At 69.9% G+C, this 23,832-nt stretch carries 24 protein-coding genes; 17 read left to right on the top strand and 7 right to left on the bottom strand.

The window, feature by feature from the left end; all coding sequences use genetic code 11:
• Positions 1-77: 77 nt before the first annotated feature.
• Complete coding sequence (locus AC1Q87_RS06985) at positions 78-659, bottom strand: TetR/AcrR family transcriptional regulator (protein ID WP_492608241.1); 582 nt, start codon at positions 657-659, stop codon at positions 78-80.
• A gap of 66 nt (positions 660-725) precedes the next feature.
• On the opposite strand from AC1Q87_RS06985, the gene AC1Q87_RS06980 reads away from it, so the two are divergent.
• A complete protein-coding gene (locus AC1Q87_RS06980; RefSeq protein WP_492608240.1) occupies positions 726-2,000 on the top strand; it encodes an MFS transporter in 1,275 nt (424 codons plus the stop codon).
• On the opposite strand, the gene AC1Q87_RS06975 is transcribed toward AC1Q87_RS06980, so the two are convergent.
• From AC1Q87_RS06975 to AC1Q87_RS06965, 3 genes are all read right to left on the bottom strand, one after another.
• On the bottom strand, positions 1,997-2,347 hold the full coding sequence (locus AC1Q87_RS06975; RefSeq protein WP_492608239.1) for a hypothetical protein: 351 nt from the start codon (positions 2,345-2,347) through the stop codon (positions 1,997-1,999). The genes AC1Q87_RS06980 and AC1Q87_RS06975 overlap by 4 nt on opposite strands.
• A gap of 61 nt (positions 2,348-2,408) precedes the next feature.
• On the bottom strand, positions 2,409-3,041 hold the full coding sequence (locus AC1Q87_RS06970; RefSeq protein ID WP_492608238.1) for a LysE family translocator: 633 nt from the start codon (positions 3,039-3,041) through the stop codon (positions 2,409-2,411).
• A 92-nt stretch (positions 3,042-3,133) separates the two neighbouring features.
• Entirely contained in the window at positions 3,134-3,943 is an 810-nt protein-coding gene (locus tag AC1Q87_RS06965) for a peptidylprolyl isomerase (RefSeq protein ID WP_492608237.1), read from the bottom strand.
• Positions 3,944-4,064: 121 nt separating this feature from the next.
• On the opposite strand from AC1Q87_RS06965, the gene AC1Q87_RS06960 reads away from it, so the two are divergent.
• The 3 genes from AC1Q87_RS06960 to AC1Q87_RS06950 are packed head-to-tail and all read left to right on the top strand — an operon-like array spanning position 4,065 to position 5,794.
• Positions 4,065-4,391, top strand: coding sequence for a PadR family transcriptional regulator (locus AC1Q87_RS06960; protein ID WP_492608236.1), 327 nt, complete (start codon positions 4,065-4,067; stop codon positions 4,389-4,391).
• Positions 4,388-4,954: a DUF1700 domain-containing protein gene (locus tag AC1Q87_RS06955; RefSeq protein WP_492608235.1), complete on the top strand. Its 567-nt coding sequence runs from the start codon at positions 4,388-4,390 to the stop codon at positions 4,952-4,954. The genes AC1Q87_RS06960 and AC1Q87_RS06955 overlap by 4 nt, the downstream gene beginning before the upstream one ends.
• Positions 4,955-4,969: 15 nt before the next feature.
• Positions 4,970-5,794, top strand: coding sequence for a GIN domain-containing protein (locus tag AC1Q87_RS06950; RefSeq protein ID WP_492608234.1), 825 nt, complete (start codon positions 4,970-4,972; stop codon positions 5,792-5,794).
• Here the strand turns inward: AC1Q87_RS06950 and AC1Q87_RS06945 are convergent.
• Positions 5,791-6,438 (bottom strand): arylesterase, encoded by a 648-nt coding sequence (locus tag AC1Q87_RS06945; protein WP_492608233.1) that lies wholly within the window; start codon positions 6,436-6,438, stop codon positions 5,791-5,793. The genes AC1Q87_RS06950 and AC1Q87_RS06945 overlap by 4 nt on opposite strands.
• 53 nt (positions 6,439-6,491) lie before the next feature.
• Between AC1Q87_RS06945 and AC1Q87_RS06940 the strand changes: the two genes are divergently transcribed.
• From AC1Q87_RS06940 to AC1Q87_RS06925, 4 genes are all read left to right on the top strand, one after another.
• Positions 6,492-7,163 carry an ABC transporter ATP-binding protein gene (locus AC1Q87_RS06940; RefSeq protein ID WP_492608232.1) on the top strand — a complete coding sequence of 224 codons (672 nt, stop codon included), beginning with the start codon at positions 6,492-6,494 and terminating at the stop codon, positions 7,161-7,163.
• Positions 7,163-9,682 (top strand): ABC transporter permease, encoded by a 2,520-nt coding sequence (locus AC1Q87_RS06935; RefSeq protein ID WP_492608231.1) that lies wholly within the window; start codon positions 7,163-7,165, stop codon positions 9,680-9,682. The genes AC1Q87_RS06940 and AC1Q87_RS06935 overlap by 1 nt, the downstream gene beginning before the upstream one ends.
• A 58-nt stretch (positions 9,683-9,740) precedes the next feature.
• Positions 9,741-9,992: a hypothetical protein gene (locus AC1Q87_RS06930; protein WP_492608230.1), complete on the top strand. Its 252-nt coding sequence runs from the start codon at positions 9,741-9,743 to the stop codon at positions 9,990-9,992.
• Between the two features lie 95 nt (positions 9,993-10,087).
• Positions 10,088-10,348: a DUF1272 domain-containing protein gene (locus AC1Q87_RS06925; protein ID WP_492608229.1), complete on the top strand. Its 261-nt coding sequence runs from the start codon at positions 10,088-10,090 to the stop codon at positions 10,346-10,348.
• Here AC1Q87_RS06925 and AC1Q87_RS06920 read toward each other — a convergent pair.
• Entirely contained in the window at positions 10,345-10,686 is a 342-nt protein-coding gene (locus AC1Q87_RS06920; RefSeq protein ID WP_492608228.1) for a PilZ domain-containing protein, read from the bottom strand. The two genes, AC1Q87_RS06925 and AC1Q87_RS06920, sit on opposite strands and share 4 nt — an antisense overlap.
• 184 nt (positions 10,687-10,870) lie before the next feature.
• Here AC1Q87_RS06920 and AC1Q87_RS06915 point away from each other — a divergent pair, with 184 nt between their 5' ends.
• The 3 genes from AC1Q87_RS06915 to AC1Q87_RS06905 all read left to right on the top strand — a co-directional run bounded on the left by AC1Q87_RS06915 (position 10,871) and on the right by AC1Q87_RS06905 (position 16,485).
• Positions 10,871-11,974: an HPP family protein gene (locus AC1Q87_RS06915; RefSeq protein ID WP_492608227.1), complete on the top strand. Its 1,104-nt coding sequence runs from the start codon at positions 10,871-10,873 to the stop codon at positions 11,972-11,974.
• 136 nt (positions 11,975-12,110) lie between these two features.
• Positions 12,111-14,378: an NADP-dependent malic enzyme gene (locus tag AC1Q87_RS06910; RefSeq protein WP_492608226.1), complete on the top strand. Its 2,268-nt coding sequence runs from the start codon at positions 12,111-12,113 to the stop codon at positions 14,376-14,378.
• Between the two features lie 118 nt (positions 14,379-14,496).
• Positions 14,497-16,485, top strand: a complete 1,989-nt coding sequence (locus tag AC1Q87_RS06905) for a TonB-dependent receptor (protein ID WP_492608225.1) — start codon at positions 14,497-14,499, stop codon at positions 16,483-16,485.
• Here AC1Q87_RS06905 and AC1Q87_RS06900 read toward each other — a convergent pair.
• Entirely contained in the window at positions 16,482-17,813 is a 1,332-nt protein-coding gene (locus AC1Q87_RS06900) for an MFS transporter (RefSeq protein ID WP_492608224.1), read from the bottom strand. The genes AC1Q87_RS06905 and AC1Q87_RS06900 overlap by 4 nt on opposite strands.
• Positions 17,814-17,956: 143 nt before the next feature.
• On the opposite strand from AC1Q87_RS06900, the gene cyoA reads away from it, so the two are divergent.
• From cyoA to AC1Q87_RS06870, 6 genes are all read left to right on the top strand, one after another.
• Positions 17,957-18,985 (top strand): ubiquinol oxidase subunit II, encoded by a 1,029-nt coding sequence (gene cyoA / locus AC1Q87_RS06895; protein ID WP_492608223.1) that lies wholly within the window; start codon positions 17,957-17,959, stop codon positions 18,983-18,985.
• A gap of 37 nt (positions 18,986-19,022) precedes the next feature.
• A complete protein-coding gene (gene cyoB / locus AC1Q87_RS06890; RefSeq protein WP_492608275.1) occupies positions 19,023-20,990 on the top strand; it encodes a cytochrome o ubiquinol oxidase subunit I in 1,968 nt (655 codons plus the stop codon).
• 1 nt (position 20,991) lies between these two features.
• Entirely contained in the window at positions 20,992-21,630 is a 639-nt protein-coding gene (gene cyoC / locus AC1Q87_RS06885) for a cytochrome o ubiquinol oxidase subunit III (RefSeq protein WP_492608222.1), read from the top strand.
• Positions 21,627-22,007, top strand: a complete 381-nt coding sequence (cyoD, locus tag AC1Q87_RS06880; RefSeq protein ID WP_492608221.1) for a cytochrome o ubiquinol oxidase subunit IV — start codon at positions 21,627-21,629, stop codon at positions 22,005-22,007. Before cyoC ends, cyoD begins: the two co-directional genes overlap by 4 nt.
• Complete coding sequence (locus tag AC1Q87_RS06875) at positions 22,004-22,720, top strand: SURF1 family protein (protein ID WP_492608220.1); 717 nt, start codon at positions 22,004-22,006, stop codon at positions 22,718-22,720. Before cyoD ends, AC1Q87_RS06875 begins: the two co-directional genes overlap by 4 nt.
• A 358-nt stretch (positions 22,721-23,078) precedes the next feature.
• Entirely contained in the window at positions 23,079-23,795 is a 717-nt protein-coding gene (locus AC1Q87_RS06870) for a response regulator (protein WP_492608219.1), read from the top strand.
• Positions 23,796-23,832 lie beyond the last annotated feature (37 nt).

The following is a 23,832-nucleotide window of genomic DNA, read 5'->3' as shown; positions in this document are numbered from 1 at the left end:
TCTTTGGGGGGCGTCCTGATCTGGGAATTCTCACTGATCGTGCTCGGCGACATGGTGCGACCCTAAGTTATGAACCGCTAGCGCGTATAGGCGTCGATCAGGCAGGCTGCCGCGCGCGGCGCCTCGGCGGTCGGCCGGTTCTCGTCGAACAGCTGGCTGCTCAGATAGGCGCCCTCGAACACCAGCATCAGGGCGTCGGCCAGGGCCTGCGGATCGTCCGCGCCCATCTCGGCGGCCATTCCGCGCAGCCGCGCGCGCACCTGCGTCTTGAAGTCCTGGGCCGTGAGGCGGGCAGGGTGGCCGGCCTCAGGATACTCCACCGCCGCGTTGCTCAGCGGGCAACCGCGGTACTCGGGCTGCCGGGCCCGCTCGGCCAGGCCCTCGAGGAACGCCAGCACCTGGGCGCGCGGGGCGCCGGGATGAGCGTCGACCGCCGTCTCGAAGCGGCCCCAGAAGGTGTCGGCCCCCTCGCGCAGCACCGCGGCGGCCAGTTCGTCCTTGGATTTGTAGGCGCGATAGAGACTGGGCTTGGTCGCGCCGGCCTTGGCGACGATCTCGTCGACGCCGACCGCGCGGATGCCTTCGCGATAGAACAGCTCGCGGGCGGTCTCGCGGATCTTGTCGGCGGCGCGCAGGGCGGGTTTGTTCGGCTCGGACATGGAAGTTCGCTTGACGATGTAACTGACCGGTACGTATATCGGCGATGAAACTTACAGGTCAGTAACATGACGATAGCGCGCCCCCGACCCTTTGGCCAGAACTATGCCTTCGTGGCTGTCGCGGCGGTGTTCATCGCCCTGATGGCCGCGGCAGGACTGCGCTCGGCGCCGGGCGTCCTGATGCTGCCGCTCGAACGCGCCTTCCAGTGGGACCGCGGCACGATCTCGATGGCCGCCGCGGTCGGCATCTTCCTCTACGGACTGACCGGCCCCTTCGCCGCGGCGCTGATGCAGTCGTTCGGCGTACGCCGCACGGTCACCCTGGCCCTGGCGGTGATGGCGGCCTCGACCGCGGCCTCGTCGCTGATGACGCAGCCCTGGCACTATGTCGCCACCTGGGGCGTGATCTCCGGCGTCGGCTCCGGCGCCGTGGCGATGGTGCTGGGCGCGACGGTGGTGAACCGCTGGTTCGTCGCCCGGCGCGGTCTGATGATGGGCCTGCTCAGCGCCTCGGCGGCCACCGGTTCGCTGATCTTCCTGCCCGGCATGGCGGCCCTGGCCGAGGCCGGCGGCTGGCGGCCGGTGGTGCTGGCCATCGCCGCGGTCATGGCCGTGCTCGCCCCAGTGGTCTGGTTCCTGCTGCCCGAGGCCCCGGCCGCGATCGGCCAGAAGCCCTACGGCGCGAGCGACAGCTATGTCGCCCCGCAGCCGACGCCGGCCGGCGGCGCCCTGCGCGGCGCGTTCGGGGCGTTGTTCCGCGCCGCCCGCACCCGGACCTTCTGGCTGCTGTTCGGCGGCTTCTTCGTCTGCGGCCTGACGACCAACGGCCTGATCGGAGTGCACATGATCGCCATGTGCTCGGACCAGGGCCTGCCCGAGACCCGGGCGGCGACGCTGCTGGCGGTGATGGGGATCTTCGACCTGATCGGCACCACGCTCTCGGGCTGGCTCACCGACCGCTACGACCCGCGCAAGCTGCTGTTCGTCTATTACGGCCTGCGCGGCCTCTCGCTGATGGTGTTGCCGTTCACCGACTTCTCGATCGTCGCCCTGGGGATCTTCGCGGTGTTCTACGGCCTCGACTGGATCGCCACAGTGCCGCCGACCGTGCGGCTGGCGACTGAGGCGTTCGGCGAGCATGACGGTCCAATCGTGTTCGGCTGGATCGCCGCCGGCCACCAGGCCGGCGCGGCGACGGCGGCGATCACCGCCGGCGTGATCCGCGCCGCCCAGGGCCGCTATCTGGAGGCCTTCGTTCTGGCCGGCGTCGCGGCGCTGGTGGCGGCGGTCGCCTCGCTGATGATCCGCCGCCAGACCGCGGCCGCGCCGGTTCTCGCCTAGCGGGCCTCGGGCAGGGCCAGCAGCTGGTCGCGGGTCAGGCTGCTCTGGACGTTGAACTCGCCGGGATCGGTCCGGTCGGCGACGGCCCGAAGGCTCGACAGCTCGACCTGCACCCGTCGGTCGGGCTTGGGCGAGCGCTGGTCGATCTCCAGCACCACCCCGACCACATCGCCGTTGGGCCCCAACATCAGGTTCTCGACCTCGCCGATCTCACGCCCCTGCGGGTCGAGCAGGTCGGCGTCGTCCAGCTGCTCGGCGGTCAGGCCCAGCGGGCCGCGCCCGGTCTGGGCCAGGGCCTCGGGCGCGAGGGCGGCGGCGGTCAGCAGGGAGAGCAGGGCGATACGCATGGGGAGCTCCGTTCGTGGGGTGCCATCCGAACGGCCGCGCGCCGCCTACGGTTCCGCTTGGCTAGCGGCGCGAGTCCAGCGCCATGCGCACGGCCAGCCCGCCTAGCACCGTGCCCATGATCCAGCGCTGGATCATCGCCCAGGTCGGCCGGGCGGCCAGGAAGCCGGCGACCGAGCCGGCGGCCAGGATCATCACCCCGTTCACCGCCACGCTGGCGGCGATCTGGGTGGCGCCCAGCACCACGCCCTGGAGCAGCATGCCGCCGCGCTCTGGATGCATGAACTGCGGCAGCAGTGACAGATAGAGCACCGCCGCCTTCGGGTTCAGCAGATTGGTGAACAGCCCCATGGCGAACAGCTTGGCGTCGGAATGCGGCTCCAGCGCCCGGACCTCGAACGGCGAGGCCGCGCCCGGCTTCAGCGCCTTCCAGGCCAGCCAGGCCAGGTACATCGCCCCGCCGATCCGCAGGGCGTCGTAGGCCAGCGGAATGGCCATCACCAGCGCCGTCAATCCGACCACCGCCGACAGCATGTAGAAGATGAAGCCCAGCGCCACGCCGGCCAGCGAGACGAGGCCCGCGCGTTTGCCCTGCGAGATGGATCGCGAGATCAGGTAGATCATGTTCGGGCCGGGCGTCAGCGCCATGCCCAAGGCGATCAGTCCGAAGGCGATCCAGTCCGTCCAGGCGACCATGCGCATCTCCTCTGCCTGAGAGCGCTCATAGCCACGCTCGCTCGCCGGGTCGCGCGACTTTTCGGCAATCGATTGGCGCGCAAGTCATTCGCCTAGGGAATGGGCCGGGTCGGGAGCTCGATGTCGCAGATCGAGAAGTCGGCGCCCTTGTCGCGGCGGACCTCGTCGACCAGGGCGGCGAAGGCTGCGCCGTGCTCGTCCATCACCTCGATCTTGGGGCGCTCGGCGGCCGGCAGGTCGGCGGCGACGCGAACCTTGCGCATCACGTCGGGGTTGGCGGGCGGCTCGCCCACCGCCACGGCGCGGATGACGTCGAGCCCGACCACCGTGCGGCCCCAGACCGTATAGCTGCGATCCAGCCGTCGGCTCGCGGCGCGCATGAAGAAGATTTCGGAGTTGGCGGTGCCTTCGCCGGCCTGACGGCCCATGCCGGCGACGCCCGGGCAGTAGGCGCCCCAGGCCCGCCGCCCGAGCGCGGCGTCGCGCTGCGCCTCCAGGTCGGAGGCGGCCTCGAACGGCGCGGAACCGACGAAACCTGCCAGGCTGTCGCTGGCGCGGACCACGACCTTGGCCGGCGCGCCCGCCTTCAGCCGGAACGTGAACTCCGGCGGCAGGTCCGGGTGTTGCGAGACCCCGCCGTCCTTGTTGTTGGGATTGCCGGTCTGGTCGACGAAGTGCTCGATCACCCGGTGGAACTGCAGGCCGTCATAGACGCCCTCGCGCGCCAGCAGCTTGACCCGCTCGACCGCCTTCGGCGCGAAGTCCGGCCGCATCTCGACCACGACAACTCCTTTGCTGGTCTCGATCACCAGCGTGTTGTCCGGATCGAGGGCGCGCCAGTTGGCGGCCTGGGCGGGGAAGGCGAGCGACAGGGTGAGGACGGCGGCGATGGTGCGGATCATGGAAGGACTATCGGACAACCTGCCGATGGAGGCCACCGCTCAAGCTTACTAAGATGTAATGCAAGCTACCTTGTAGTGATCACTACCGTGCGATACACGATAGGCGAACTGGAGGTCCGCCGTGCCGGAAACCGTGCAAGTCCAATTGAAGAAGGGGGTGCTCGAGCTTTGCGTGCTCGCCTTGCTCTCTTCCCACGACAGCTACGCCTACGAGATCGCGAGCCGCCTGGCCGAGGGGATCGATATGGGTGAGGGAACGATCTATCCGCTCATGCGGCGCATGCAGAGCGACGGGCTGGTCGAGACCTATCTGGTCGAGAGCCCGGCCGGGCCGCCGCGCAAATACTACAAGCTGACCGAGACCGGAAAGGCGAGCTTCACCGCGCAAAAGGCGGAATGGGCTGCGTTTTCCCGTGCGGTCGACAACATCCTTGGAGACGCCCAATGAACCGTCAGGCCTTCATCGATCGGCTGCGGTTGGGCCTTTCGGGCCTGCCGCCGGCCGCCATCAAGGACGCCGTGGCCGACTACGAAACCCACTTCGCCGAGGGCGCGGCCGCCGGCCGAACCGAGGAGGAGGTGGCCGAGGCGCTGGGCGATCCAGCCCGCTTGGCCCGTGAGCTGCGCGCCGAGAGCGGCCTCAAGAAGTGGGAGGAGCAGCGCAATCCCACCTCCGCGGCCGGCGCGATCTTCGCGGTCCTCGGCCTCGGCGCCATCGATATCCTGATCCTGTTGCCGATCCTGATGACGGTCGGCGGGGTGCTGTTCGGCCTGATCGTCGCGGCCATCGGCGTGTTCGTCGCCGGCGGCGTGGTGTTCGCCGCTGGACCGTTCCTCGGCCCGCCCGGCGGCCCGATCGCCGCTCTGCTGGCCGGCGTCGGGATGATGGCCCTGGCCGCTTCGGCCGGCGCGATCCTGACAATCGTCGTCATCGGCCTGGTCAACGCCCTGGTCTGGTACGGGCGTCTTCACTACCGGCTGCTGAAGCCGGCCATCGAACCGCAGTCCTGAACCGGGAGCCCAATCATGATCAGAGTGCTTGTGATGATCGCCGTGGCCGGCTTCCTGGCCGGGGTCGTGGCCCTGGCCGGCGCCGCCGCGCTGGGCGGCCCTGAGCTGGCCGCCCGCAACTGGAACTGGGACGTGGACTGGCATGACCGCCACGAGCGCCGCGAATGGCGCGACCGCGACCTGCGCCGCGACCAGCCGCTCGAAAAGGACGCCAGCGAGGTCACCCGCGAACTGGCGTGGGACGGCTCGACCAAGGCCGAGTTCGACATTCCCGCCGCCGTCGAGTTCACCCAGGCCCCGGGGCCGGGCAAGGTCACGATTCACGGCCCCAAGGAGGTCGTCGATCGGATCCGCCTGAGCAACGGGCGCTTCAGCCTCGACCAGCCGCTCGCTGACTACGCCCGCTTGCGCGTGGTGATGAGCGCGCCGGCCGTCACGCACTTCCAGATCAGCGGCGACGATCGCCTGGAGATCCGCAGCTACAAGCAGGACCAGCTGCAGATCGTCGCCAGCGGCTCGTCGGAGGTGGTCGCCAGCGGCCAGGCCCGCGAGGTGGACGTCGAGCTCTCCGGCTCGGGCGAGGCCGACCTTACTGACCTCGTCACCGACAATGCAGAGGCGGACATCTCGGGATCGGCCGAGGTCACTCTGGCCCCGCGCGAGGCGGCCAGCCTGGAAGTCTCCGGCTCGGCCACCGCCCGGCTGCTGACCCGGCCCAAGCGTCTGGAGACAGACGTCGCCGGCGCCGGCTCGGTGATCTTCGACGACGGCGGCAAGTCCGGCGGCGTCGGGGAGCCGGCCAAGCCGGCGAAGCCGGCCGCCGCGCCGCAGGCGACCTAGGCGCGCCGCCCGCTGAGCGCCTTGACCAGCACCGGCGCAAGGCCCTGGGCGATCACCACCACGCCCTGGGCGTTCGGGTGAAAGCCGTCACGCTGGTTCAGGCGCGGCTGCTGGGCCACCCCGGCCAGCAGGTTGGGGTAGAGCGCCACCCCTTGCGCCTTGGCCACGGCCGGGAACACTGCCTGGAAGTCGCGGGCGTAGGTGCGGCCGATCACCGGCGGCGGCGCCAGCCCGGCGAGCACCACCCCGATCTTCCGCGCCTTCAGCCGGGCGACGATCTTGTCGAGATTGGCGAGGGTGCGCTTGGGGTCGATCCCCTGCAAGAGGTCGTTCCCGCCCAGCGCCACCAGGCAGATGTCGGTGTCGCGCTGGACGCTGAAGTCCACCCGCGCCAACCCGCCGGCGGTGGTGTCGCCCGATACTCCGGCGCCGCGGATGATCGCGCTCGAGCCCAGCTTGCGCATCTGCGCCTGCAACTGCACGGGCAGCGCGGCGCTGGCCGGCAGGCCGTAGCCGGCCGTGATCGAGTCGCCCAGTATGGTGATCACCCGGCGCTGTTGGGCCAGGCCCTGGGCCGGCAGGGCGGCCAGGGCGGCGGCGATCAGCAGCCGGCGGCTCGGAAATCGGGGGGATGTCGCATCCATGTCGCTGTCCTATCTAGGCGATAGCCAGTGAAGCTCAATCTCCAGAGGCCGCATTGTCCGAAGCTGTTCCGCCGCTCGCCGTCGCCAACGTCTCGCTCACCCTGCCGTCGGCCGCCGGACCGGTGGAAATCCTCAAGGACCTGAGCTTTTCCGTGGCGCCGCGCGAACGGGTGGCGATCACCGGTCCGTCGGGCTCGGGCAAGTCCAGTCTGATCGCCGTCGCCGCCGGCCTCGAGCAGCCGACCGCCGGCCGCGTGGAGCTGCTGGGCCAGGACCTCGGACGCCTCAGCGAGGACGGCCGCGCCCGCCTGCGGCGCGGCAAGGTCTCGCTGGTCTTCCAGTCGTTCCACCTGCTGCCCAACATGACCGCGCTGGAGAACGTCGCCGCCCCGCTGGAGATCGCCGGCGTCGCCGACGCCGACGCGGTCGCCCGCGGCTGGCTCGACCGCGTCGGGCTCTCCGCCCGCCTGCGCCACTATCCGCATCAGCTGTCGGGGGGCGAGCAGCAGCGCGTCGCCCTGGCCAGAGCCTTGGCCCCGCGGCCGGCCCTGCTGTTCGCCGACGAGCCGACGGGCAATCTCGACGCCGCCAACGCCGCCAAGGTCGCCGATCTGCTGTTCGGCCTGGTGGCGGAGGAAGGGGCCGCGATGGTCCTGGTCACCCATGATCCTGCCCTGGCCGAACGCGCCGACCGCCAGGTGCGGCTCAGCGGCGGCCACGCCTGATGCCGCTCGCGTTTCGCTTCGCCGCGCGTGAACTGCGCTCCGGCGTCAGCGGGTTCCGTATCTTCCTCGCCTGCCTGGCGCTGGGCGTCGCGGCCATCGCTGCGGCCGGTTCGACCGCCGAGGCCTTCCGCCAGGGCCTGGCCAGCCAGGCGCGCGAGATCCTCGGCGGCGACATGGCGGTCACCGTCGAGCAGCGCCGCTTCACGCCGGTGGAGCGGGCCGCCATCGAGAAGGCCGGCCAGGCTTCCTGGGCGGTCGGCAGCCGCGCCATGGCCCAGGCCCCTGACGGCCAGCGCCGGCTGGTCGAGCTGCGCGGGGTCAGCGACGCCTATCCGTTGGCCGGCCAGGTCACGCTGGAGGACGGCGGCGACTTTCACCGCGCCATCGCGCCTGCGCCTGACGGTACCGCAGGGGCGGTGGTCGAGCGGGTGCTGCTGGAGCGGCTGAACCTGAAGATCGGCGACCGCATCCTGGTCGGCGAGCTGCCAGTCGTGGTCCGCGGCGTGCTGGTGCAGGAGCCGGACCGCCTGTCGCGCGGCTTTGCGCTGGGGCCGCGCGTGCTGGTCCGTCGCCAGGCGGTCGAGGCCGGCGGTTTTCTCGAGCCTGGCCTGCCGTTCCTGGAGACCGCCCGCATCGCCCTGCCGGCGGACATGACCCCGCCAGAAGCCCGCAAGGCGCTGCGCAAGGAGATCAAGGATCGCGGCGTGCGCATCCGCGACCGCGACGACGCCGCGCCCGGCATCCGCTGGCTGATCGACCAGCTCGAATACTTCCTCGGCTTCATCGGCCTGGCCTCGCTGGTGGCCGGCGGACTTGGCGTCTACGGCGCGGTCACCGCCTTCCTGGAGGAACGCAAGCCCTCGATCGCCGTCCTCAAGGCGCTGGGGGCGGAGGGCCGCTTCGTGCGCGACCTCTACCTGATCCAGATCGGCGTGCTGGCGCTGCTCGGCGTCGCCATCGGCCTGATGGTCGGGGCGGCGGCGCCGTTCCTGCTGGCTGGGTTGATCCCCGACGACCTGACGGTGCCGGCGCTGTTCGCGGTCTATCCCGAGCCGCTGCTGCGCGCCGGCGCCTTCGGCCTGTTGTCGGCCGCCGCCTTCGCCCTGTTTCCGCTGGCCCGGGCCCGCGCCACGCCGCCGGCCAGTCTGTTCCGCCGCGACACCCGCGGGCGACTTGGCTTCAGCGTGGAGACGGTGGGGGCGGCGCTCGCCGCCGTCGCGCTGGGGGTGCTCTCGGTGGTGACCGCGCCGACCCCGCTGGCCGCCGGGTTGATGATCGGCGGCGTGGCGGCGTCGTTCGTGCTGCTCTGGGGCCTGGGCCTGCTGGCGGCCCACCTGGCCGGACGCCTGCGAGGGCGGACCCACGGCGCGGTGCGGATGGGCCTGGCCAATCTCGCCGGTCCGCGCTCGGCCGCGCGCACAGCGGCTCCGGCCATCGGCCTCGGCGTCGGCCTGCTGGCCGCGGTGGTGCTGATCCAGTCGAGCCTGCTGCGCCAGGTCGCCGAGGTGGCGCCCAAAACGGCGCCGGCCATCGTGTTCACCGAGATTCCGGGCTCGGAAGCCGCGCGCTTCGACCAGGTCGTGCAGACCGCCTTCGGCCAGAAGCTGAATGATGACAACTACTTGCGCGCGCCGTTTCTCACCGGCCGCATCGTCCGCATCAAGGGCGAGCCGGTTGTTCGAAGGGCCATCGCCGAGCGTGAACGCTGGGCTTACGACAACGACATCTCGATCTCGGCCATCGGCCCGCAGCCGGCCGATCCCCAGATCGTCGAGGGCCGCTGGTGGCCGGCGAACTATCAGGGGCCGCCGCTGCTGGCCATGGAGGTCGACGCCGCCCGCGCGGGTGGGCTGAAGGTCGGCGACATGGTCACGCTCTCGGTGCTTGGTCGCGAGATCGAGGCTAGGATCGCGGTGCTGCGGAAGGTCGACGTCGGCGGCTTCGGCGCCAGCTTCCCGCTGATCCTGACGCCCTCAACCCTGGAAGGCGCTGAACTTCGGCACGTCGCCATCGCCAAGGCCGGCAAGGAGCAGGAGGCCCGCGTGACCCGCGCTCTGGGGGCCGAGTTCCCGGAGGTGAACGTCATCTCGGTGCGCGAGCAGTTGGAGGCGGCGACCGAACTTTTCGACCGGCTGGTGCTGGCGATCCGCAGCGCCGCGGCTGTCGCCGCCCTGGCCGGTCTCCTGGTGCTGACCGGCGCCATCGCCGCCCGCGCCCAGGCCCGCACGCGCGAGGCCTCGATCCTCAAGGTGCTGGGAGCGACCCGGCTGCAGGTGCTCAGCGCCTATGTGCTTGAGTACGGCGCGGTCGGTCTGATCGCCGGCGTCACCGGCGTGGGCCTCGGCGCGCTGGCCGCCTGGCCGGTGGTGACTTTGGTGTTCAAGGCCGACTGGGCGGTGGACTGGTCCGGCGTCGCGGCTCTGGTGCTGGGGGCGGCGCTGCTGGCGGCCCTTGGCGGGCTGCTGGCGTCGCTTCACGCCCTGGCCAAGCGGCCGGCGGCGGCTTTGCGTGCGGAATGAAAACAGAGTGAACCGGCTTTAAGGATCTGGTCACCGACGCAGCGCCTACTTCGTCCTCATGAGGTCCGCTCGTTCCACCGCTGCTTTCGATCACGGCGCTGCGCTTCGCGTGCCGCCGGCCAACGACACCCGTAGCTGGCACAAGCTCTGGGCTTGGCTAGGCGACGACGCCCAGGCCATGACCGAGGGCGGCGCCGTCCAGGTCTGCACGCCGCAAGGCTGGGCGATCGCCCAGGCCGGCGACTGGATCGTGCTGTCGGTCAGCGGCGATTTCCACGTGGCCCACAGCGGCCGCGTCTGGGACGCCTGATCGCGGCCGTTTTTGGCGGTTTTCGAGGGATCTAAGTCGTTCCGCCGATCGACCGCGGAGCGCTATTGTTCCACCCTCGAACCCCGGAGCGTGGAATGCTGCTGCTGAAGCCGAACTGCGAATGCTGCGACCGCGACCTGCCGCCCGAGTCGGCCGATGCGCGGATCTGTTCGTTCGAATGCACCTTTTGCGCGGCCTGCGCCGACGGCGTGCTGAGCGGCGCCTGTCCCAATTGCGGCGGCGCCTTTGCGACACGCCCGATCCGTTCCGCCGCGGCTCTGGCCCGGTTCCCGGCCTCGAGCGAGCGCGTGCTTGGCGCGGCGGCGCCGTGCGTCGCCAAGCGTACCGCGGCCTAGGCCGCGCGCAGCGCTTCCCAGGCTTTCTGGACGCCGGCCAGGCGTTCTTCGGTGTTGGTCTCAATCTGGGCCTGCGCGTCGAACGAGACGCCGGTCATGTCGCCGCGCCGCCAACGAACGCGGACGTCGTAGACGATGCCGCCGAGCAGCTGCAGAACCACGAACCGCGAGGGCAGGGGATAGATCGCCGAGATCTGCAGCCGCGCGCCGCCCTTGCTCAGGTCGACGATCGTGCAGTCGGCCCAATGGGCCATGTCCTTGCCATAGAACACACGGGCGCGAAGGCTCGTCGGCTCGCGGGCATGCTCTCGGCGGTCGGTGTAGTCGGGGGCGCTCACGATGGCATCCTGTCAGGCAAACGCTTTCAGCCGGCTTAACTGCCACGCTCGCGGTTCACGGGCAGCCAAAGCCGAAACCATTGCGATTCCAAAGGCGACGCTTCGTCGCGCCGTCTGAAAAACTTGAGGCCCGGATAGAGATTCCAGGGCGCGGGGCGCCGATCTTCTGTGCATAAGCGCCCGCATGTTGAGCAGGCTGATCACCGCGCTGGGCGGCCGCGCGCCGCTGCGGTTCGACGACGTGCTTCGCGCCGGCGTCGGCAGTTTGCTGGGCGTGGCCCTGGCCGGGGTGGTCGCACGCGCGGTCTCGGGCGGCGAGCTTGGGCTTGGGCCGCTGCTGGTCGGACCGATCGGCGCCTCTGCGGTGCTGCTGTTCGCGGTGCCGGCCAGCCCGTTGGCCCAGCCGCGGGCGGTGCTCGGCGGCAACGTCATTTCCGCCTTGGTCGGCGTGGCCTGCGCCATGTTCATTCCCCAACCGGTGGTGGCCGCCTCGCTCGCAGTCTCGCTGGCCATCGTGACAATGATGCTGGCCCGCTGCCTGCACCCGCCGGGCGGCGCCATGGCTCTGACTGCGGTGATCGGCGGCTCGGCCGTGACCGATCTCGGCTTCGGCTTCGCGGTGGTTCCGGTCGGGCTCTGCTCGCTGCTGCTGGTTCTCGCCGCCATCGGCCTGAACCGCCTGATGGGCCGGTCCTATCCGCACCGCGTGCCCGCCGCCGCCAGCCCGCACGCCACCAGCGATCCGGTCCCGCAGAGCCGCGTCGGCTATACGTCCGCCGACCTCGACCAGGCCCTGGCCCAGTACGGCGAACTGTTGGACGTCAGCCGCGCCGACCTCGACGCCCTGTTTCGCCAGGTCGAACTGGCGGCTCACAAGCGCCTGCACTCGGCGATCCTCTGCGGCGCGATCATGTCGCGCGACGTGATCTCGGTGGATGCGCAGCAGAGCGCCGAGAGCGCCCTGGCCTTTCTGCAGGCGCACGACCTGCGCACCGCCCCGGTCGTCGACGCCCAGCGCAGGGTGGTCGGCATGACCCGCCGGGCCGAACTGCAGGCCGCCGGCCAGCGGCCGGTCGAGACCGTGGTCGACCCCTTCGTGCACAAGGTCCGCGAGGCCACGCCCATCGAGGCGCTGCTGCCGCTGCTGTCCAGCGGCGCGGCCCACGAGGCCCTGGTCGTCGACGAGAACCGCGTGCTGATCGGCATCATCACCCAGACCGATCTGCTGGCCGTGCTCTACCGCGCGCACATCGTCGAAGCCGTCGTCGCCGAGCGCACCGCCGCCTGATCGGCGATAACTCGCCGGCGGGACTAGGATTTCCGCCGGTCTGGGCTAGAAACCAGCCTCCGCCCCGTCGTATCGATGACCCTCGTGGGACCAAGCCCCCACGCGTGGGTAGCTCTGTATTTGGAAGGAACCGGCTTTGGATGACGCTCTGCGGCGCGCGGCGCTCGCCTATCACGAGTTTGGACGGCCGGGGAAACTGAGCGTCGAACCCACAAAGCCGATGGCCACCCAACGCGATCTGGCGCTGGCCTACTCGCCCGGGGTGGCGGCGGCCTGCGAGGCGATCGTCGAGGATGCGGCCTGGGCTGAACGCGTCACTGCCCGCGGCAACCTGGTGGCGGTGATCACCGACGGCACCGCGGTGCTCGGCCTCGGCAACATCGGCCCGCTGGCCTCCAAGCCGGTGATGGAAGGCAAGGCCGTCCTCTTCAAGAAGTTCGCCGGCATCGACGTCTTCGACCTCGAGGTCTCCTCGGCCAATCCCGATCATTTCGTCGAGGTGGTCGCCGCGCTGGAGCCGACCTTCGGCGGCATCAACCTCGAGGACATCAAGGCCCCCGAGTGCTTCTACATCGAGCGCGCCCTGCGCCAGCGGATGAACATCCCGGTCTTCCATGACGACCAGCACGGCACCGCCATCGTCTGCGCCGCCGCCGTCCGCAATGCCCTGACCATCCAGGGCAAGAAACTCTCGGAGGTGAAGCTGGTCACGTCCGGGGCCGGGGCCGCGGCCCTGGCCTGCGTCGATCTGCTGGTCAGCATGGGCCTGCCGGCCGACAACGTCACCCTGACCGACATCAACGGCGTCGTGCGCAAGGATCGCGGCGACCTGACGCCCGAGCTCGCCCGCTACGCGCGCGACACCAACGCGCAGACCCTGCCGGACGTGCTGGTCGGCGCCGACATCTTCCTGGGCCTGTCCGCCCCGCGCGTGCTCAAGCAGGAATGGCTGTCGCTGCTGGCCAAGAGCCCGCTGATCATGGCTCTGGCCAATCCCGAGCCGGAGATCCTGCCCGAGCTGGTGGTCGCCAGCCGCCCGGACGCCATCGTCGCCACCGGCCGCTCGGACTATCCGAACCAGGTCAACAACGTCCTCTGCTTCCCGTTCATCTTCCGCGGCGCCCTCGACGTCGGCGCCACCGAGATCAACGAGGCCATGAAGAAGGCCGCCGCCGAGGCGATCGCCGAACTGGCCCGTGCCGAGGTCAGCGACGTGGTCGCCAGCGCCTATGCCGGCCAGGTCCCGCTGTTCGGCCGCGACTACGTGATCCCCAAGCCGTTCGATCCGCGCCTGATCCTCGAGATCGCGCCCGCCGTCGCCAAGGCGGCGATGGACTCCGGCGTCGCCCGCCGCCCGATAGCCGACTTCGAGGCCTATCGCCGCGAGCTCGAAGGCTACGTCTATCGTTCGGGTCAGCTGATGCGCCCGGTGTTCGCCCAGGCCCGCGACTGCAAGCGCCGCATCGCCTACGCCGAAGGCGAGGACGAGCGCGTCCTCCGCGGCGTCCAGACCGTCGTCGACGAGCAGCTCGCCCGCCCGGTGCTGATCGGCCACCGCGAGACCATCGAGGCCAAGGTGCGCGAACTAGGCCTGCGCCTGACCCCGGACCGCGACATCGAGATCTTTGATCCCGACGCCGATCCGTCGGTCGAGGAGATCTCGGCCGAGTACCGTACGGTCGTCGAGCGTCGCGGCGTGCCGCCGACCGCCGCCAACCGCCGGGTCGTCACCCGTCCCACCGTCACCGCCGCCATGCTGCTCCGTCGGGGCATGGTCGACGGGGCCCTGGTCGGCGGCGGCGGCGACTGGTGGCGGCACTTCACCTACGCCACCCCGGTGATCCCGGCGCGGCCGGGCGTCTCGCGAATTTCGGCGCTGTCGGGGGTGATCATGCCCAAGGGCGCGCTGTTCTTCTGCGACACCCACGTCAACGTCGATCCGACCGCCGAGCAGATCGCCGAGTCGACCATCCTGGCCGCCGAGGCGGTGCGCGGCTTCGGCATCGCGCCGAAGGTGGCGCTGCTCTCGCACTCCAGCTTCGGCTCGTCGAACTCGCCGTCCGCCCGCAAGATGCGTCAGGCCCTGGCCATCGTCCGCGACCTCGACCCCAACCTCGAGATCGACGGCGAGATGCACGGCGACGCGGCGCTGAACGAAGAGGTCCGCACCCGCTACATCTCCGGCGGAGCCTTCGCCGGCGACGCCAACCTGCTGATCGCGCCGTCGCTCGACGCCGCCAACATCGCCCTGACCCTGGTCAGCGCGGTGACCGAGGGCATCGCCGTCGGGCCCTTGCTGCTGGGGCTCTCCAAGCCGCTGCACGTGCTCAGCCCCACGGTGACGGCGCGCGGCATCGTCAACATGACCGCCCTGGTCGCTAGCCAGGCCGCCGCCAAGGCCTAGGAACAAAGGGAGGCGCGCCGGCGGTGCGTCTCCCGACCCTGGTGTTGCGGTTTAGCTCTACCCGGACATCAAGAACCCTGCGCTAGTCCGTACGCGTTCATTCGGGAGAGTCGCGACAGTGCCCCTAGACCTGCCTCCGCTCGTCGACACGGTGGTCGTCGAGGCCGCGCGGTTGCCGCCGTCGCCGACCGACAAGGCGTTCTCGATCGTCACCATCGACAGCGAGGCCATCGCCACCGCGCCGCGCCTCGACGAGGCGCTGACCGCGACGCCGGGCGTACAGCTGTTCCGCCGCACCTCTAGCCAGGCGTCCAATCCGACCACCCAGGGGATCAGCGTCCGCTCCATCGCCGGGTCCGGCGCAAGCCGTGCGCTCGTGTTGCTCGACGGCGTCCCGCAGAATGATCCGTTCGGGGGTTGGGTGCTGTGGACAGGCCTGCCGACCATCGCGGTCGAACAGGCCCAGGTGGTGCGCGGCGCCGGCGCGGGACCCTACGGCGCGGGCGCTCTGACCGGGACCATCCAGCTTGCCGAGCGCACCCGCGTGCCCAGCGGCGGCGAGTACGAGGTCTACGGCGGCGAACGCGGCCTGGCCGGCGGCGCAGTCGCCGGCGCGGTCGGCGACTTGTTCATGGCCGTGGCGGGCGAGCGTAGCGACGGCTGGATTCCGCTCGGCGCCGGACGCGGGGCGGCCGACACCGAGCTCTATTATCGCGGCCTCGGCGGCGCGCTGCGCTGGACGCCGCAACTGGGCGACCAGCAATTGGCCGTGCGGCTCTCGGGCTATCAGGAAAAGCGCGGCGCGGGCCTGGTCGGGGCGGACTCCCGCGCCACCGGCGCCACCCTCTCGGCGACCTTGGTCGACCCGCCGGAAGGCGAGGGGACGGGCTGGCGCCTGCAGGGCTGGGTCAAGCGCTCGGACTTTGAGAACCGTTCCGCCGCTGTCGCCGCAGGCCGCAACACCACCACCCCGGCCAGCGAACAGTACGCGACCCCGGCCATGGGGTACGGGCTCAACGCCGCCCTGCGCCGCGACGCCGCCGACGGCGGTTGGGAAGTCGGCGCCGACGGCCGCATCTTCGACGGCGAGACCCGCGAGAAGTTCCGCTACCTGGCCGGCGCTTTCACCCGCGACCGGGTGGCCGGCGGGACCCAATCGGTGCTGGGCGCCTATGGCGAGGCCTATCGCAACCTTGGCGACTGGCTGCTGACCGGCGGCGTGCGGATCGACCGCTGGGCCACCTATGACGGCCATCGCACCGAGCGTGACGCCGCCACGGGCGCGGTGACCCTCGACAACCGCCCCAGCGACCGCGACGGCTGGCTGCCGACCGGGCGGATCGGAGCGCGCTACAGCGTGTCCGACGACCTCTATCTGCGCGGCGCGGCCTATGCCGGCTTCCGGCCCGCGACGCTCAATGAACTCTATCGGCCGTTCCGGGTCGGCAACGACGTGACCGAGGCCAACGCCGGCCTGGAGCCCGAGAAGCTGTATGGCGTCGAGCTCGGCGTCGGGGCGGAGGGGGCGCTGCGCTGGGACGTCACCGTCTTCGCCAACCGGCTTGAAGGCGCGGTCACCAACGTCACCATCGGCTTTGGACCCGGGACCTTCCCGATCGCCGGCCTGATCCCGGCCGGCGGCGTGCTGCGCCAGCGCCAGAACGCCGGCGAGGTCGAGGCCTATGGCGTCGAGGCCGAGATCGAGCGCCGCTGGGAGAGCCTCACCCTGCGCCTGGCCGGCGCCTATACCGAAGCCGAGGTCGACGGCGGCTCGGCCGCGCCGCAGCTCACCGGCCTGCGTCCGGCCCAGACCCCGCGCCTGACCGCGGCCGGCGAGGCGACTTGGCGTCCGCTCGACGTCCTCAGCCTGCGCGCCGGCGTCCGCTACGAGGGCGACCGCTACGACGACGACCTCAACACCCGCGAACTGTCGGCGGCGACCGAGGTCGACCTGCGCGCCGACTGGTCGGTGTCGCGCGCCGTGACGCTCTACGCCGCGGCCGAGAACCTGTTCGATGCGAAGATCGAGACCGCCCAGACCGGCGACGGCCTGGAAAGCTACGATCAGCCCCAGACTTTCCGCGTCGGACTGATCCTGCGGCGCTAGGCGGCTTCGCCCCAGTCCCGGCTGATCGCCAGCGCCGCCAGGGTGCAGATCGCCCCTGACAGCAGGTAGGCGCCGACCGACCAGAGGCCGAACCGAGTGGCCAGCAGCAGCGCCACGAGTGGGGCGAAGCCGGCCCCGATCAGCCAGGCGGAGTTCGCGACGATCGCCGCGCCCGTGTAGCGGTGCTCGGGCGGGAACTTGCTGTTGACGATGCCCGACGACTGGCCGAACGCCAGCCCCAGCAGCACGAAGCCGACCAGCATGTAGAACACCTCGCCGACCGGCCCGGCGTTCAGCAGTTGGGGCGCAAAGCCGCTATAGGCGCCGATCAACACCGCCGAAACGCCCAGCAGAGCGCGGCGCCCGACCCGGTCGGCGATCACGCCCGACGCGATCACCGCGCCCACGCAGACGATCGCCCCGACGCCCTCGATGATCAGGAAGCGGATCGGCGGCTCGTCGGCGAACAGGGTCACGTACGAAAGCGGGAAGACCGTCACCAGATGGAACAGCGCGAAGCTGGCCAGGGTGGCGAGCGCGCCCAGCGCGATGGTGCGCCACTCGGCGAACACGGTGGCGAACGGCGGGGAGGGCTGCAGGTCGCGGGTCTCGAACAGCCGCTGGAACTCGGGCGTCGCGACGATCCGCAGCCGCGCGAACAGGGCCACGACATTGATCGCCAGGGCGACGAAGAACGGATAGCGCCATCCCCAGTTGAGGAAGTCGTCGGCGGGCAGCACATAGAGGAAATAGCCGAACAGGGCCGCGGCCACGAGCAGGCCGAGCGGCGCGCCGAGCTGCGGGATCATCGCGTACCAGCCGCGCCGCTCGCGCGGGGCGTTCAGCGCCAGCAGCGAGGGCAGGCCGTCCCAGGCGCCGCCCAGCGCCATGCCCTGGGTGAACCGGAACAGCGCCAGCAGCACGGCCGACCAGACGCCGACCTGGTGGTAGCTGGGCAGCAGCGCCATCGCCATGGTCGAGCCGCCTAGCAGGAAGAGCGCAAGGGTCAGCTTCACGCCGCGCCCGTGCCGGCGGTCGAGGGCGGTGAACAGCAGGGTGCCGAACGGGCGGCCGACGAAGGCCAGGGCGAAGATCGCGAACGCGTAGAGCGTTCCGGTGACCGCATCGACATACGGAAACACCACGGCCGGGAACACCAGGACCGAGGCGATCGCATAGACGAAGAAGTCGAAGAACTCGCTGGTTCGGCCGATGATCACGCCGATTGCAATTTCGCCGGGAGCCACACGGTGCTCTCGTGCGTTGATCAGCGCAGCGTCGCGCTCCAGCGGCGTTGACGTCGACGACGCGGTGACCGGCCCGACCATGCTGCTGATCTCCTCTGTCCCTCTGCGTTTCCGAATGGCGGTCGGGCCATCAGCCGGCTTGCGCCCACCCTTGGCTTGAGAGCGGAACAGCGATGCCGCGACAAGGCAATGGCCGATGGGCGAGATCGTTCCAAACAGAGGGGGTGAAGCGCGCGGCCGCCGCCCTGGTCCTGGCGCCTCTGCTGCTGCTGGCCGGATGCGCGCGCGACGTGCTCGACCCGGCGGGCGACATCGCGCTTCAGCAGCGCAACCTGATCTACACCTCGACCGGCCTGATGCTGCTGATCATCGTTCCGGTGATCGTGCTGATCGTCGTGTTCGCTTGGCGCTATCGCAGCGGCAATCGCGAGGCGACCTACGATCCCGACTTCGACCACTCCACCTCGCTCGAGCTGGCGATCTGGGCCGGGCCGCTGCTGATCATCATCGCGCTCGGCGCGCTGACCTGGTCGAGCACGCACCTGCTCGATCCGTTCCGGCCGCTGGACCGCATCGCCCCGGGCAAGCCGACCGTCGCCGGCGAGGCGCCGCTGACCGTCCAGGTCGTGGCGATGGATTGGAAGTGGCTGTTCATCTACCCCGAACAGGGGATCGCCACGGTCAACGAGCTGGTGCTGCCGGTCGATCGCCAGGTGCGGTTCGACATCACCTCGACCAACATGATGAACACCTTCTACGCCCCGACCCTGGCGGGGATGGTCTATGCGATGCCAGGCATGCGCAGCCAGCTGCACGCCGTGCTCAACCGCCCCGGCGACTATGAAGGCTTCTCGGCCAACTACAGCGGCGAGGGCTTCTCGGACATGCGCTTCCGGCTGCGCGGCGTCGACGCCGCCGGCTTCGAAACCTGGGTCGCCCAGACCAAGTCCGCCGCCGGCCTGAGCACGCCGGCCTATCTCGCCCTCGAAAAGCCGAGCGAGAAGGTGCCGCCCGCCTACTTCGGTTCGGTCGAGCCGGACCTCTTCCACCGGGTGCTGAACCGCTGCGTGCCGCCGGGCACGCCGTGCATGCACGAGGTCATGGCAAAGGATCGCCAGCGCGGCGGATCGCACGTCTCGCACGGCGCTCAGCCGGCCGCGCCGCCCCCAGCGCCGGCGAAGGCCGCGCCGGTCGCTCCGCATCCTCACGACACGTCCTTCCTCGAACCCGGCGCGCCCACGGCGCTCGGATGAGCCGGAGATAGACATGCACGAGCAGACCTTCTGGACGATGCTGTTCGGCCGGCTGTCGTGGGAGTCCATTCCGCTTCACGAACCGATCCTGCTGGGCACCTTCATCGTCGTAATCCTGCTTGGGCTCGGCATCCTCGGCGGCGTGACCCGCTACCGGCTGTGGGGCTGGCTCTGGCGCGAGTGGCTGACCAGCGTCGACCACAAGAAGATCGGCATCATGTACATGATCCTCGGGATCATCATGCTGCTGCGCGGGTTCGCCGACGCCCTGATGATGCGCGCCCAGCAGGCGATCGCCTTCGGCGGGGCCGAGGGCTACCTGCCGGCCCACCACTACGATCAGATCTTCACCGCCCACGGCACGATCATGATCTTCTTCGTGGCGATCCCGCTGATCGTCGGGCTGATCAACTTCGTCATGCCGCTGCAGATCGGGGCGCGGGACGTGGCGTTCCCGTTCCTCAACAACCTCAGCTTCTGGCTGACCGTCGCCGGCGCGGTGCTGGTGATGATCTCGCTGTTCGTCGGCGAGTTCTCCCGCGGCGGCTGGCTGAACTACGTGCCGGTCTCCAACATCCAGAACAGTCCGGACACCGGGCCGGACTATTACCTATGGGCGCTCCAGATCGCCGGGGTCGGCACGACCCTGTCGGCGATCAACATGGTCACCACCATCATCAAGATGCGCGCGCCCGGCATGACCATGATGAAGATGCCGGTGTTCTGCTGGACCGCCCTGTGCAGCAACGTCCTGGCCATCGCCATCTTCCCGGTGCTGACCGGGGCCTTCGCGCTGCTGATGCTCGACCGCTACGTGGGGATGAACTTCTTCACCAACGACCTCGGCGGCAACCCGATGATGTACTGGAACCTGGTGTGGATCTGGGGGCATCCGGAGGTCTACGTGCTGATCCTGCCGGCGTTCGGGATCTTCTCCGAGATCACCTCGACTTTCTCGGGCAAGCGGCTCTTCGGCTACTCGTCGATGGTCTACGCGACGGTGGTCATCACCATCCTGTCGTACCTGGTCTGGCTGCACCACTTCTTCACGATGGGGTCGGGGGCGAGCGTCAACTCGTTCTTCGGCATCGCGACCATGGTGATCTCGATCCCGACGGGCGCGAAGATCTTCAACTGGCTGTTCACGATGTACCGCGGCCGCATCCGGTTCGAGCTGCCGATGATGTGGGTCGTGGCCTTCATGCTGACCTTCGTGGTCGGCGGGATGACCGGGGTGCTGCTGGCCGTGCCGCCGGCCGATTTCGTCCTGCACAACAGCCTGTTCCTTGTCGCCCACTTCCACAACGTGATCATCGGCGGCGTGGTCTTCGGGCTCTTCGCCGGCATGGTCTACTGGTTCCCCAAGGCCTTCGGCTTCAAGCTCGATCCCTTCTGGGGAAAGATCTCGTTCTGGGGCTGGGTGATCGGCTACTGGGTCGCCTGGACGCCGATCTACGTCGTCGGGCTGATGGGCACCACGCGCCGCGTGCGCCACTTCGACGATCCCTCGCTGCAGATCTGGTTCGTCATCGCCGGCATCGGCGCGCTGATCATCCTGGTCGGCATCGTCGCCTTCGTGATCCAGATCGCCGTCAGCATCCGCAACCGCGAGGCGCTGCGCGACACCACCGGCGATCCCTGGGACGGCCGGACCCTGGAGTGGTCGACCACCTCGCCGCCGCCGCCCTACAACTTCGCCTTCACCCCGCGGGTGCACGACCTCGACGCCTGGTACGACATGAAGGCGCTGGGGCATGAACATCCGACGCAGGGCTTCCGCCCGATCCACATGCCCCGCAACACCGGGGCAGGGGTGATCATCTCGGCCCTGGCCCTGGTGCTGGGCTTTGCGATGATCTGGTACATCTGGTGGCTGGCGGCGCTGAGCTTCGTGGCGCTGCTGGTCTACTCGATCGCCCACACCTTCAATTACGACCGCGACTACTACGTGCCGGCCGAGGAAGTGGCCCGGATCGAAGGCGCGCGCGCCTCGGGGGCGGCCTGACATGGCGCGCGAAACCCTCGAAGCCGCCCAGGCGGTGAACCCGACCTACTACCTCGTCGAGGAGGACGAGCATCACGCCGAGAGCGGCGGCAGCACGCTGCTCGGCTTCTGGATCTACCTGATGAGCGACGCGCTCATCTTCGCCACGCTGTTTGCGACCTACGGCGTGGTGTCGGGCAACTACGCCGGCGGGCCGGCCCCGCGCGACATTTTCGAGCTGCCGCTGGTGGCGCTCAACACCGCCATGCTGCTGCTGTCGTCGATCACCTTCGGCATGGGGATGATCGACATGGAGGCCGGACGTCAGCGCGCCGTCCAGGGCTGGCTGGCAGTGACCGCGTTGTTCGGCCTCGCCTTCATCGGCATCGAGCTCTACGAGTTCGCCACCCTGATCGCCGAGGGCGCGACGCCCCAGCGCTCGGCCTTCCTGTCGGCCTTCTTCACCCTGGTCGGCACCCACGGGCTGCACGTCACCTTCGGCCTGATCTGGATCGCGGTGATGATGGTCCAGATCGGCCAGCGCGGCCTGATCCCCGAGAACCGCCGCCGGCTGATCTGCCTGGGCATGTTCTGGCACCTGCTCGACGTGGTGTGGATCGGCGTCTTCACCTTCGTCTATCTGCTCGGAGTGCTCCGGTGAACGCATCAGACGACCATGCGCGCGGCCACGGCGCCACCCACGGCCACGGGACGCGGCGGGACTATCTGATCGGCTTTGCGCTGTCGGCGGTGCTGACCGCCGCGCCGTTCTGGCTGGTGATGACCGGAGCGCTGGGCGACGTGCGGATCACGGCGGCCTGGATCATCGCGCTCGCCTTCGTGCAGATCGTCGTCCACACGATCTTCTTCCTGCACGTGAACACCCAGTCCGAAGGCGGCTGGACGCTGCTGGCCATGCTGTTCACCCTGGTGATGATCGCCATCGTGATCAGCGGCTCGCTGTGGATCATGTACCACCTGAACAGCAACATGATGTCGATGCCGATGCCGCCCGAGGCCGCCGCCAGCTCGCCATGACGCGGCGGCTGTTCGCGCTCCTCTGCCTGCTGCTGGCGGTCGGCTTTACGGCCCTGGGCGTCTGGCAGCTCGAGCGCCGCGTCTGGAAGCTCGACCTCATCGCTCGCGTCGAATCCCGCATCCATGCGCCGCCGCGCCCGCTGACGGACCTGGCGGACTTCAGCGAGACGGCCGACGCCTATAGGCGCGTGCGGCTGACCGGGACGTTCCAGAACGACCGCGAGACCCTGGTGCAGGCCCTGACCGAGCGCGGGGCCGGCTGGTGGGTGGTGACGCCGCTGCGCACGCCGGCGGGGACCGTTCTCGTCAATCGCGGCTTCGTGTCGGCGCCGTTCCGCGATCGGGCGACTCGCCCAGCGCCCGCAGGGGCGGTGGAGGTCGTCGGGCTGATGCGGGCCAGCGAGCCGGGCGGGGGCTTTCTACGGCGCAACGAACCGGTCTCGGACCGCTGGTACTCGCGTGATGTCGCCGCCATCGCCCGGGCGCGCGGGCTGGGTCAGGCCGCGCCGTTCTTCGTCGACGCAGAGGCGGGCCCCGGCCCAGGCTACCCGGTCGGCGGGCTGACGGTGGTGGCGTTCCGCAACGCGCACCTGGCCTATGCGCTGACCTGGTTCGGGCTGGCGGCGCTCAGCTTGGCGGGCGCGGCGATCGTCTGGCGCTCGGCCCCGGCGGTCAGTGAGTCGTACGCGACCCGTCGTCAGGAGCTTGATTGAGGACCGCTGCGGTATGCTCGGCGTCTTCGCGCGACAGCCCGCACTGTCTGACCTTCGCGATGATGAGCGTCTCGCCGGTCGTGAGGTCGCGGACGCTGAACCCCGCTGGGTCGGGCCTGATGTCGAAACGATTGTCCGTGGGCGGGCGCAGCATGGGGCTCACCGTCTGAAAACGCGAAATCCCAGCACATGCGCGCCGCCGGCGACATCGGGTGATCCCCTGGGGCTCCGCGGTTCGCGGGCGGCGCCTACGCCATTGTGATCGCGGCTGCCGCGCTTGTGAGGCCGTGGGCGCCTCGTCCTGCGGCATACACGAGCCAGTTGATAGGTGTTGGCGGGGGCTGAGACGGAGTCGACGATGACGAACATGTCCCAGGTCCGCGCGAGCGCATATTTGGATCTCTGCCGCGCCTATGACGGGCTGTTGGAGCCGGACGCCCCCGAAGCCTCCGAGCGGGTGCGCGGCGAATTGGCGGGGTATGCGCGGATCCTCGATCTCGATGTCGGCGAGGTCGATGCGCCGGAGATCTGGCGGCGGGTGCGGCCGCTGATCGCCCGGGAGTTCGGGGCCGAGGGCGAGCAGATGGCTTCGACCGCGCCGGACTGGACGCCGAAAATCTACCTGCCGTCGGCGCCGGGCGAAGCCGAGGGCTTCTCGGCCTCTCCGTCATCCCTGTCGCTGCTGGTCGTCGAGGATGATCCAGATCTGGGACCGGCGATCGTCGAGGCCCTGACCCATGCCGGGCACCGCGTCGTCGCCCACGCCATCGGGGCGGAGGTGGCGCTCAGCCAGGCGGCCCTGCACATGGTCGACCTCGCCATCGTCGATGTGGAGTTGGCCGACGCCGCCAGCGGCGCCGAACTCGCCAAGACGCTCTACGAGCGCTGGGGCGTGCCCGCGCTCTTCATCTCGGGGAGCCACAACGAGCACCTGGTCGCCCAGGACATGGCCGTCGGGTTCCTCGGGAAGCCGTTCAAGGCTGTCGAACTGCTGGCTGCGATCACCCTGGCCACGCCGCTGCTCGATCGGCGGCGCACGGCCGCGAATGCCGTGGAGGTCGCGGTCCCCAGCTGAGGCCGCGCGTCTTGGGACCGGCTCTTTCGCCGGACCA

This window comes from Phenylobacterium sp. GW823-FHT02A09, assembly GCF_058797775.1.
The sequence above is the reverse complement of the archived record's forward strand: the minus strand, read 5'-3'. Positions and strand labels throughout refer to the sequence as shown.